The sequence below is a fragment of the Ruthenibacterium intestinale genome (assembly GCF_040096265.1).
GTDB lineage: Bacteria > Bacillota > Clostridia > Oscillospirales > Ruminococcaceae > Ruthenibacterium > Ruthenibacterium komagatae.
In genome coordinates, this window is record NZ_JBBMFA010000046.1 from 1 (window position 1) to 10,109 (window position 10,109).

Below are 10,109 nucleotides of genomic sequence, written 5' to 3' on the forward strand. Positions count from 1 at the left end.
TCGCTCTTTTGTGACCCGTCCGTGGGGACAGCTTTGTTATACTACCACATCCTTCCTCTCCTGTCAACTCCTTTTTTCGCGTTTTTTGAAAAATTTCTCTTGTCTTCTTTCTTTCTATATATTACTATATATAAGGATTGGAGGCGGGCATATGGTTCTGACCGTGAATGTGAGCAACACATCCGTGCTTTTGGGCGCTTACGAAGAGGGCCGGCAGGCCTTTTTTGCCTCGCTGCACACCAATCTTTCCAAAACATCGGACGAGTATGCCGTTCAGATGCAGTCTGTTCTGGCACTGTACGGACGCACGCCAGCCGAGATCACCGGTGTGATTTTTTCCTGTGTTGTCCCGTCGCTTCTGAGCTGCATTCGTCATGCGCTGTCTCATCTCTATTCCGGACGTATCTATACGGTTGGGCCAGGCCTGAAAACCGGTCTTGCCATTCGAATGGATGATCCCTCGCAACTGGGCAGCGAACTGGTCTGCTGCGCTGTAGAAGTTCTGGCAGCCTATCCGCATCCGTGCGTGATCGTTTCCTTTGACACCGCCACCACGATGATTGCTCTGGACGAAAAGGGAACCATGCGGGGCGGCACCATTCTGCCCGGTGTGCGCACCGGCATGGATGCACTGAGTATCCGCACCGCTCAACTGCCGCAAATCGATCTGGCCGCCCCCAAGTGCGGTGTGCTGGGCACCAATTCCACGGCCTGTATGCAGGCCGGCGCGATTTTGGGCACCGCCAGCATGCTGGACGGGATGTTGGACCGCTTTGCAGCCGTGCTTCAGTGCCAGGAATTGTTTTGCGTCGCCACCGGCGAAATTGCGCCAGTGATTTTGCCCCATTGCAATCACCAGATTCACTACCACGAGAATCTGGTGTTGGACGGATTGTATCGACTGTATCGCAAAAACGCCAAATGAGGTGTTCCCGCCGCGAAATAAGCGGCGTGTACATAAAATAAGGTTACGCTGTATCCGCTTTGGGCGGAACGGCAGTAAGGAGAAAAAAATGAAAAAACAAACCAATGTCCGTTACCTTGTCCAACTGTCTCTTCTGGCAGCCATCGAACTGGTCATGGCTTACACGCCGCTGGGCTATCTGCGTGTGTTTGCCCTGGAGATTACCTTCCTGATGGTGCCGGTCACGTTAGGCGCTATCCTTCTTGGCCCCGCCGCAGGTGCGGTGCTGGGCGGTGTTTTCGGCCTGACCAGCTTTGCCACTTGTTTCAGCGTCAGCGGCTTCGGTGATGTACTGCTGTCTATCAATCCGGTGTTCACCTTCCTGGTTTGCGTCCCCACACGCATTCTGGCCGGATGGCTGGCGGGGGTGCTGTTCAAAGCGATCTTTGCTGCAGAGCAGAAAACCGGCAGCCGCCATTGGCTGTCCTTCGGCGCAGCCTCTCTGGCCGGACCTGTGTTGAACACGGTGTTTTTCATGAGCGCGCTGGTGTTGTTCTTCTATCAGACGGATTTCATTCAGGGAATGGCGCAAGCGCTGGGCGCAGCTAATCCGCTGATTTTTGTGGTGATGTTCGTGGGCTTCCAAGGCGTTCTGGAAGCAGTCGTCGGCTTCCTGGTGGTGGGTGTTTTGAGCAAAGCCCTTCACCGGCAGTTGTTTCGCGCTTAACCAATAAAGAAAGAAGCGCGCAGTTTTGCGCGCTTCTTTTTTCTTTTAAAAAGGACTTTTCAAACGATAAAAAATATGATAAGATAATTGTTGCACTTAGAAAAGATGCGTCCGTAGCTCAGTTGGATAGAGCGTTCGGCTCCGACCCGGAAGGCCGCTGGTTCGAATCCAGTCGGGCGCACCAAAACCACCAATCCCGTCAAACCGGATTGGTGGTTTTTCTTTTATTGTTTTATCCCTTACAGCCAAGAACACCCCCATCTCCTCTATGGGCCAAAAACATTTGTGCCAATCTTTGAAACCTCAAAAGGGAGTCCCGCAGCACTTGCTGCAGGGGCTCCCTTTTATTTTGCGTTCTACACAATCATCGCACGACCTTTGGGTGCATTGCGGTGCGCATCTTTTCTACAATCGCATTTATTTGCTCCACTACAAAACTCTCATCCTAAAACACCACTTGATATGGCCCGTTTTTCTCTATCTCAGCTCAACTGATCTTCCTGTTTTGCCAGATGTTTGCCTGCCATCTACAGCATCACATCTTTCAAAAGTTATGCTGTGAAATATCCAAATCTGCATTCCTCAGTAAGCTGCCGCAATCAGGCCAGAGGGTTAAAGCCATTGCTGTCGCTGCTGGCAAGGTACGCCTTCAGGCCAGTGGCATCATCTTCCGCCATTTTGATGGTGGCTCCCTCGCCCCGGAATTCCAGCGAACGATCGAACAGCGTCTCTTCCTCGCCGAGGCCCTTGTAGTCCTCCAGCTTCTGAATTACCGACCGGACAAACTCCTGTTCAAATTTTTTCTGCCGGGTAACCGCGTACTCTAAAAACGTAGGCATTAACAGCAACACATACCGCAGCCCGCTGATTTTGGTCATGGTTTCCTTGCCGGGACTGGTATAGGATCGTCCGTAAAAGGACTCCCATGCAGAGAGATACGTACTAATTGCCTTTACCTGCTCTGCTGCCGTCAGCAGTTGATGATTGACCTGAAGTTGACCAATTTTAGCCTTATCCAAAATTTTGATCAACTCTTTTGCCTTATAACCCTTGGTGATTTTTTCGGCGCTCATAATGATGCGACCTTTCAGGGGCGAACAGGCTTCGGTGGCCAGAGAATTCACAATGGGGTAGTACTGTTTCTCCGCCTGGTTAAGCATTCCCAGCTTGCTCTTCAAATACAAAAGAAGGTTGCCGTTGACCGCCTTCTGTTTTTCATTGGTCACCGTGAACAGCCGTCTGCGCATCTCTACACTGGGTGTGATAAACAGAGAAAAGGCCATTTCGTATACAACATCATCCTTCATCTCTTCATCCCGATACCGGTCTGAAAAGGCAAACAGACGATGCTGGCCGTCGATGATATCGATGGTATTTTCATACTCTCTGATTTCCTCCGGCGCCTGGGGGAACCACATAAAAAAGCTGATTTCGCCATCCGGTTCGGTCTCTTTCTCCACTACCAGGCGGTTGCGGTCTTTGGTACCCAACATCACAGACGCCGGCAGCATTCCCTTTTTCCGCGGAGAAACATACTCAGAGAGCTCCTGCAGATGCTGTTTTTCCAGTGGTCTTTGTGCCTCCTGAAGAGATCCCACGTCAATGCTCTGATCCGCCAGCTTCACCAGAACGCGCGGATCGTATTTTCCGATGTAAAACGCCTGCCCATATTGATTGACCTGTGTTAACCGAACTTTTTTCATATTGCTTCTCCTCTCGTTCCAAAAAATAAATCATACACGGCCGTCACCGCTTGGTTGCTCTTTTTCCGGTTACAAGCGGCACACAGCACCCGTTTGTTATTCTCCAATTCATCCCCTACATAATCCCAGGGAACAATGTGGTCCACATGAAAATCATCCACGTTCACTTTCCTGTTGCAAACCGCACATTTGCCTGCCTGCTTGTTCCAAAGGAAACGGCGCTCTTCCTCGGAAATCGGAAGCCGCCGCGGCTTTTTGTGAAAAGCCGCGCGAATGCAGCAGTCCAACCAAGCCAGATCTTCCTCGCTGAGGCGGCAATTGCAAACCCCCTGCGCCGCAATCTGTGCGGCACGCAGATTGTCGTGCCGATGATACAACCGCCGGATTCTCAAAGAATTTTCCGGAGATCTCTTCATATATTCACAAACTTCCCGCAAAACCATACAACGAACATCCCGCCGAAGAGCTTCTTCCACATGAGACAGCTCCACATGGTTCAAGGCCGCAAGCATTTCAAGATCGCTCATTTCCTCCTCCTTTTGAGTCAATTCTCCTTTTTTGATCTTTTGTCTTTATTATATCCAAATTTTAGATCTTATCAATACTATTATTAAATTTAGATCTAAATTAAGATCTAAAAATAAAAAACTCCCTGAACGGGAGCTTTTCTTTTTATTTTTTTGCAAAGTGATTCAGGAAAAAATCCGTGAACGCAGCCAGTTCTTCTTCCTGGGAGACGTATACGTAAAGACTCTCATCCTCCAGCCAGTCGTAGGCATTGATGCCGATATACCCCTTCCGGTCCGGATAAATGATAAACGCATCGTTGGGATATTTGTTCCGGTATGCTTTCAGAATCTCCGAGCGGCGGTAGTACACCGGCTCGCCTGCACCGGAAAGATCCGGCACGGTCGGGACCACCACAATGGTCTGGCTGGCTTCGTTCCAGCCCACGATCAGGTTGCCGATTTTGGTTCTGCTGCCGTGAACAATGCCGAAATTGAACCGGGACACATCCTCTGTATAGCCGAAAATCAACCGATAGTCCCCGCCGCCGTCCACGGCCCCGTTGAACAGTTCGCGCATTTTTTTCGCGTTGGCATTGCTCTTTTCCATGTCAATCTGCGGTCCTTTGAACAGTTTGCTGAAAATACCCATGTGCGTTTCCTCCTAAGACGATTTTGATTTTATAAATAAAGACAACTTTCAGAATTTGTCTTTATTTTGCATGAAAAGAAATCCGCCAAACACGCGGTCTGCGTCATTCGGCGGATCGAACTTATCCGCTTGTCTTTTGAAATTTTTCAAAGCCTTCTACAATGGCGTTGATTTGAAATGCCACCGTTTGGTCCGCTGCTTCGGGCACGAACAGCGGCAACGTATCGGGGATGGCCCGGCGCACGATCATGGCCGCCAGACTCACATTGGTAAAGAGCGCCACCCGCTCTCGGTTGGCCGGGATGCCGAAGCACTCCAGCAGTTCGCCAAACAGACGCGCCTGCTTTTCCCGAAAGACACGGGCGCTCTCCTCAGAAAGGCGCCGGAAAATCAGCCGCTGCTCCTCGACGGTGAGAACGGCGATCCCGTTCTTTTCGCCGTAACAGCAATCCGTCAGGAAGCGCCGCAACGCCTCACTGCGGCTCAGCGCAGGGTCGTTTGCCAGCGCCTGCGCATGGGCCAGAATTTTTGGCTGCTGCAAATACAAGGCCTCTACCATCAAATCTTCTTTTGTTGGAAAAAAGGAATAGAAAAAGGCACGGGAGATGCCCACCGCCTTACAGATTTGCTCCACCGTCGTATGCTGCACACCCTGGCGGGCCATGTGGCGAAGTCCCTCGGCGATCAGCGCCTGACGGATCCGCTCCCGGTCTTCCTCCGAATAAGCTACTTTCGGCATCTCTGCACCCTCCTTTCCAGCAAATAAAGACAATTCAAAATATTTGTCTTTATTTTACCATGTCCTATTGCTGTGCGCAAGAGAAACGTCATCGCATCCAATCTGCCCAGGTCCCGGCGAACAGATTATTTTTCAGGCACACAAAATAGAAAGCCCCCTGCATCGGCGCATCCGCCAGATCGAAGCGGGCCAGCGTTCCCTGCTCCAGCTCCCGCTGCACCACCGGCTCATACAGGAAGGACACGCCCAGCCCGTCCATAACCAGGGATTTGATGGTGACGAAATCGCTGATGGTCGCCACGCTGGAAAAGCCGCGAAGCGTTCGATTCTGGCGGCGCAGCGCATCTTCAAAAATGGCCCGGGTGCCCGAACCGCTCTCCCGGAGGATCAGCCGCTCGCCCTCCAGCTCTTCCAGTGTCACCAGGCGGCCGGCCAGCCGGTGGTCCGGCGAACAAACACCGAAAAAGGATTCTCTGCGCCAGAGCTGCGCGTCGTAACGGCTGCGGTCAAAAAAGCCTTCCACCAGCACAAAGTCCAGGCGGCCGGCCTCCAGCCCCCGCAGCAGTTCCCGGGTATTGTCCACCAGAAGCGAAAACGATGCGTCCGGATGCGCCCGCAAAAACTGTTCCACCTTGGGGGCGATCACATATTCGCCAATGGTCTTGGAGGTGCCCACCCGCAGGCTGATGGGGGCGGAGGCCGCCATGGTCTGCTCCATCTTCTGTTCGTTGTACGCCATGGAGCGGGTGAATTCCCGCAGGCGAAGGCCCGCTTCGGTCAGACGCAGCACCTTTCCCTCGTAAGTGAACAGGCGGCATCCGTAGTGCTGCTCCAAATACTGAATGTGGTGGGTCACCGCCGGCTGTGTCAAACACAGCCGCTGTGCCGCTTTGGTGTAATTCATGGTTTCGCACACGGCGAGAAATGTATTCCAGCGCGGGTCCAGCATCTGCATCACCTATTACGTAAATTTATTGTTTTATTATAATTCTTCATTTTATTTTATCGTTGCTTTGGTTTATAATCAAGGGCGGTCAAACAAAATTCATCGAAAAAGGAAGATTGCAATGGAATTTTTGAAGAAAACCGCGCCGGGACTGCTGCTTTGCCTGATACTGGCCGTTCCCAGCTGGCTTCTGGGCCGCGCGTTTCCGGTGATCGGCGGACCGGTGTTCGCCATTCTGGCAGGCATGGTGGTCACCATGATCCTGCGGGACAAAAGCCGCTATCAGGCGGGCATCGCCTTCACTTCCAAGAAGATCCTGCAGTGCGCGGTGATCCTTCTGGGCTTCGGACTGAATCTGTCGGAGATCGCCAAGGTAGGGGCGCTTTCTCTGCCCATCATCTGCACCACCATTACCGTCTCGCTGGTGATCGCCTTTGTGCTGCGCAAGCGGCTGGCCATGCCCAATAACATCTCGGTGCTGGTGGGTGTCGGTTCATCCATCTGCGGCGGATCGGCCATTGCGGCCACGGCGCCCGTCATCGGTGCGGACGATGAGGAGATTGCACAGTCCATCTCCGTAATCTTCCTGTTCAACATTCTGGCGGCCCTGTTCTTCCCCACGCTGGGCAGTCTTTTGGGGATGAGCAACGACGGATTCGGCCTGTTTGCAGGCACCGCCATCAACGACACCTCTTCCGTGACGGCTGCCGCCTCCACCTGGGACACCCTGCACGGCACCGGCGGCGCGGTGCTGGAGTACGCCACCATCGTCAAGCTGACCCGCACGCTGGCCATCATCCCCATCACGCTGGCGCTGGCCTTCTGGCGCACCTGGCAGGTCAAACGGGGCGGCAGCGTATCCAACGGGTCCTTTGATTTGAAAAAGATTTTCCCCTTCTTCATTCTGTTCTTCGTGCTGGCTTCGGTGATCACCACCGCCGCAACCATGGCCGGGGCGGACCCCGCTTTGTTCCAGCCGTTTAAAGAACTGTCCAAATTTTTCATCGTTCTGGCCATGGCAGCCATCGGCCTGAACACCGATTTGATCAAATTGATTCGGACCGGCGGCAAACCGATTTTCATGGGTGCCTGCTGCTGGGCCGGCATCACGGCCGCCAGCCTTCTGATGCAGCATTTGGAAGGCCTGCTGTAACCCCTGTACAGAAAGGAGCGAACATTCATGTATGACATTCTGATCCTTGGTGCCGGCCCCGCCGGCATCAGCGCCGCCCTCTATGCCGCCAGCCGCGGGAAAAAGGTACTGATTCTGGAAAAATCCCAGGTGGGCGGCCTGATCGGCAACGTGTCCACCGTCACGCACTACACCGCCCTGCTGCCCGGGGAGACCGGAGCCAGCTTCGCCGCGCGCATGCAGGAACAGGCTCTGCGCGCAGGGGTGGACATCGCCTTTGAAACCGTGACCGAGGTGTCGCTTGAGGGAGAAACCAAGACCCTTCGCACCCACAAAGGCGTCTATCAGGCGCCGCGGGTGATTCTGGCGGGCGGCGGCACGCCCCGCAAACTGGGCATTCCCGGCGAGCAGGAGCTGGCCGGCCGGGGCATCGGACTGAACGCCGCCCGGGACGGTGCGCGCTACACCGAAAAAAACATCTATGTGGTGGGCGGCGCAGACGGCGCTGTGAAAGAGGCGCTGTATCTGGCTTCCTTTGCCCGGCGGCTGACCCTGATCCACTTTGAAGAGCAGCTGGGCTGCATTGCGGAGTTCCGGCAGAAGGTGGCCGCCACTCCCAACATCACGCTTCGGCTGGGAACGCGGCTGCGGGGCGTGTTCGGCCGCGACTGTGTGGAACAGCTGGAACTGGTGCGCGAGCGGGACGGTTTTACAGAGACACTGGAGGACCCGGGCTGCGGCGTGTTTGTGTATGCGGGCATTGCCCCCAACACCGACCTGTTCCCCACCCTGGCTCTGCGGGACGGGTACATTCTCACCGACGAAAACATGCAGACCTCGGTGCCGGGCGTTTACGCGGCGGGCGACATCCGCTTCAAGCAGGTGCGGCAGGTGGCCACCGCCGTGGCGGACGGCGCCATTGCGGCCATTCACGCCTGCGCGTAATTGGTTCTTTCCAATCGGGCCGCGTCCTTCTATAATAGAGGAAGAAACATCCTTTTGGGGAGGGAACGCGGATGCTGCATGATCTTTTTACCCCCGAATCCGCCTGCGCGGGCGAGACGCCCTGGCAGGTCTATCCCCGTCCGCAGCTGCGGCGGGACAGCTATTGGAACCTGAACGGGCAGTGGCAATTTGCCGTCCGGGAAGACCCGCAGGAGCCGGAGCGCTATGAACAGACGATCCGGGTGCCCTTCTGCCCGGAGAGCCTTTTGTCCGGGGTGCATGCCCATTTTGCCGAGGGCCGGTTTCTGTTTTACCGCCGGACCTTCGCCCTGCCGGACGGCTTTGTTCGCGGGCGTGTGCTGCTGCACATCGGCGCGGCGGACCAGGTGCTGGACTGCTTTGTAAACGGCAGGGCCATGGGGTCCCACACGGGCGGATACCATGCCATGACCTTTGACATCACCGACGCGCTGCAGGCGGAAAACACGCTGGTCCTGCGGGTGCAGGACGATTTGCGCAGCCCGGTGCAGCCCTACGGCAAGCAGGTGATGAAGCGGGGCGGCATGTGGTACACGCCGGTGTCCGGCATCTGGCAGACGGTGTGGCTGGAGAGCGTGCCCGTGCCGTTCATCCATGGGCTGGACATTCGGGCGGACGACCGGCGGGCGGTGGTGGACACCGGGGATCCTTCTCTCAACGGCACGGTGACCGTGCGCACCCCCGACGGAACGATGACCTGCCCGCTGGAGCACGGCCGCGCGGAGATCTGCCCCCGGCAGCCCCGGCTGTGGTGCCCCGAGGACCCCTATCTGTACCGTTTTACGGTGGAGGCGGACAGCGACCGGGTGGAGAGCTACTTCGCCCTTCGCCGGCTGGAGATTCGCACCGTAAACGGCGTGCCCCGCCTGTGCCTGAACGGAAAACCCCGGTTTTTCCACGGTGTGCTGGACCAGGGCTATTACAGCGACGGCCTGTATACGCCCGCTGCCCCGGAGTGCTATGAGCGGGACATCCGCGCCATGAAAGAGCTGGGTTTCAACACACTGCGAAAGCACATCAAGATCGAGCCGGAAGAGTTCTATTACCAGTGCGACCGCCTGGGCATGTTCGTCTTTCAGGACATGGTGAACAACGGGGAGTACCGCTTTGTGCGGGACACGCTGCTGCCCACCCTGGGCCTGCAGACCCGCCCCGACGCAAAGATGCACCCGGACCCCCGTGGGCGGCAGGCTTTTCTGGACGGCATGGAGGCCACCGTGTCCCAGCTGCGCAACCACCCCTGCATTGTTTACTGGACCATCTTCAACGAGGGATGGGGCCAGTTTGATTCCAGCCGGGTGTATGCCCGGCTGCGGGCCCTGGATGACAGCCGCTTCATCGACACGGCCTCGGGCTGGTTCCGCGGCGGCGACAGCGACGTGGACAGCCGGCATATTTACTTTGGCCCCTGGCGGCTGAAGCCGGGCCGCCGTCCGCTGGTGCTGACGGAGTTCGGCGGCGCTTGTCTGGCTGAGGAGGGACATCTGTTCCACCCGGACAAAGCCTATGGCTACAGCACCTGCAAAACCCGGGACCAGTTGCTGCAAAAACTGCAAAAGCTGTACGAAGCCCGGGTGCTGCCCGCGGTCCGGCAGGGGCTGTGCGCGGCCATCTACACCCAGCTGTCGGACGTGGAAGATGAGATCAACGGCCTGCTGACCTACGACCGGCAGGTGCAGAAAGTGCCCGCGGATCCCATGCGGGAAATCGCCCGGCGGCTGTATCAGGCTGCGGAAGAATAATAGTAACCCACCAGCGAAGCTGGTGGTTCTTCAGAAGCGGGCAAAGCCCTAAAATACTAGCCACGCCTAAAGGC

At 55.9% G+C, this 10,109-nt stretch carries 10 protein-coding genes and 1 tRNA gene; 6 read left to right on the forward strand and 5 right to left on the reverse strand.

Features of this window, described 5'->3' with window-relative positions; all coding sequences use genetic code 11:
* Positions 1-151 precede the first annotated feature (151 nt).
* The 3 genes from WMO24_RS02240 to WMO24_RS02250 all read left to right on the forward strand — a co-directional run bounded on the left by WMO24_RS02240 (position 152) and on the right by WMO24_RS02250 (position 1,815).
* Complete coding sequence (locus tag WMO24_RS02240) at positions 152-925, forward strand: type III pantothenate kinase (protein WP_349214620.1); 774 nt, start codon at positions 152-154, stop codon at positions 923-925.
* Between the two features lie 88 nt (positions 926-1,013).
* Complete coding sequence (locus WMO24_RS02245) at positions 1,014-1,631, forward strand: ECF transporter S component (protein WP_349214621.1); 618 nt, start codon at positions 1,014-1,016, stop codon at positions 1,629-1,631.
* 107 nt (positions 1,632-1,738) lie between these two features.
* A tRNA-Arg gene (locus WMO24_RS02250) sits at positions 1,739-1,815 on the forward strand.
* A gap of 415 nt (positions 1,816-2,230) precedes the next feature.
* On the opposite strand, the gene WMO24_RS02255 is transcribed toward WMO24_RS02250, so the two are convergent.
* The 5 genes from WMO24_RS02255 to WMO24_RS02275 all read right to left on the reverse strand — a co-directional run bounded on the left by WMO24_RS02255 (position 2,231) and on the right by WMO24_RS02275 (position 6,186).
* Positions 2,231-3,334: a DGQHR domain-containing protein gene (locus tag WMO24_RS02255; protein WP_349214622.1), complete on the reverse strand. Its 1,104-nt coding sequence runs from the start codon at positions 3,332-3,334 to the stop codon at positions 2,231-2,233.
* On the reverse strand, positions 3,331-3,861 hold the full coding sequence (locus tag WMO24_RS02260; protein WP_349214624.1) for an HNH endonuclease: 531 nt from the start codon (positions 3,859-3,861) through the stop codon (positions 3,331-3,333). Before WMO24_RS02260 ends, WMO24_RS02255 begins: the two co-directional genes overlap by 4 nt.
* A 145-nt stretch (positions 3,862-4,006) precedes the next feature.
* Positions 4,007-4,492, reverse strand: coding sequence for a hypothetical protein (locus WMO24_RS02265; protein WP_349214626.1), 486 nt, complete (start codon positions 4,490-4,492; stop codon positions 4,007-4,009).
* Between the two features lie 121 nt (positions 4,493-4,613).
* Complete coding sequence (locus WMO24_RS02270; RefSeq protein WP_349214628.1) at positions 4,614-5,231, reverse strand: TetR/AcrR family transcriptional regulator; 618 nt, start codon at positions 5,229-5,231, stop codon at positions 4,614-4,616.
* A gap of 88 nt (positions 5,232-5,319) precedes the next feature.
* Positions 5,320-6,186, reverse strand: a complete 867-nt coding sequence (locus tag WMO24_RS02275) for a LysR family transcriptional regulator (protein WP_349214630.1) — start codon at positions 6,184-6,186, stop codon at positions 5,320-5,322.
* A gap of 112 nt (positions 6,187-6,298) precedes the next feature.
* Here WMO24_RS02275 and WMO24_RS02280 point away from each other — a divergent pair, with 112 nt between their 5' ends.
* From WMO24_RS02280 to WMO24_RS02290, 3 genes are all read left to right on the forward strand, one after another.
* The gene (locus WMO24_RS02280; protein WP_349214632.1) at positions 6,299-7,330 is read left to right on the forward strand and encodes a YeiH family protein; all 1,032 of its coding nucleotides are present in this window, start codon (positions 6,299-6,301) and stop codon (positions 7,328-7,330) included.
* Between the two features lie 27 nt (positions 7,331-7,357).
* A complete protein-coding gene (locus WMO24_RS02285; RefSeq protein ID WP_349214633.1) occupies positions 7,358-8,254 on the forward strand; it encodes an NAD(P)/FAD-dependent oxidoreductase in 897 nt (298 codons plus the stop codon).
* A 71-nt stretch (positions 8,255-8,325) separates the two neighbouring features.
* Positions 8,326-10,035, forward strand: coding sequence for a glycoside hydrolase family 2 protein (locus WMO24_RS02290; RefSeq protein WP_349214635.1), 1,710 nt, complete (start codon positions 8,326-8,328; stop codon positions 10,033-10,035).
* Positions 10,036-10,109: the final 74 nt, after the last annotated feature.

Coding starts and splice junctions, on each gene's coding strand:
- WMO24_RS02255 (WP_349214622.1), bottom strand. CDS start 3,334: ATGAAAAAAGTTCGGTTAACACAGGTCAATCAATATGGGCAGGCGTTT.
- WMO24_RS02280 (WP_349214632.1), top strand. CDS start 6,299: ATGGAATTTTTGAAGAAAACCGCGCCGGGACTGCTGCTTTGCCTGATA.
- WMO24_RS02290 (WP_349214635.1), top strand. CDS start 8,326: ATGCTGCATGATCTTTTTACCCCCGAATCCGCCTGCGCGGGCGAGACG.
- WMO24_RS02275 (WP_349214630.1), bottom strand. CDS start 6,186: ATGCAGATGCTGGACCCGCGCTGGAATACATTTCTCGCCGTGTGCGAA.
- WMO24_RS02285 (WP_349214633.1), top strand. CDS start 7,358: ATGTATGACATTCTGATCCTTGGTGCCGGCCCCGCCGGCATCAGCGCC.
- WMO24_RS02245 (WP_349214621.1), top strand. CDS start 1,014: ATGAAAAAACAAACCAATGTCCGTTACCTTGTCCAACTGTCTCTTCTG.
- WMO24_RS02270 (WP_349214628.1), bottom strand. CDS start 5,231: ATGCCGAAAGTAGCTTATTCGGAGGAAGACCGGGAGCGGATCCGTCAG.
- WMO24_RS02260 (WP_349214624.1), bottom strand. CDS start 3,861: ATGAGCGATCTTGAAATGCTTGCGGCCTTGAACCATGTGGAGCTGTCT.
- WMO24_RS02265 (WP_349214626.1), bottom strand. CDS start 4,492: ATGGGTATTTTCAGCAAACTGTTCAAAGGACCGCAGATTGACATGGAA.
- WMO24_RS02240 (WP_349214620.1), top strand. CDS start 152: ATGGTTCTGACCGTGAATGTGAGCAACACATCCGTGCTTTTGGGCGCT.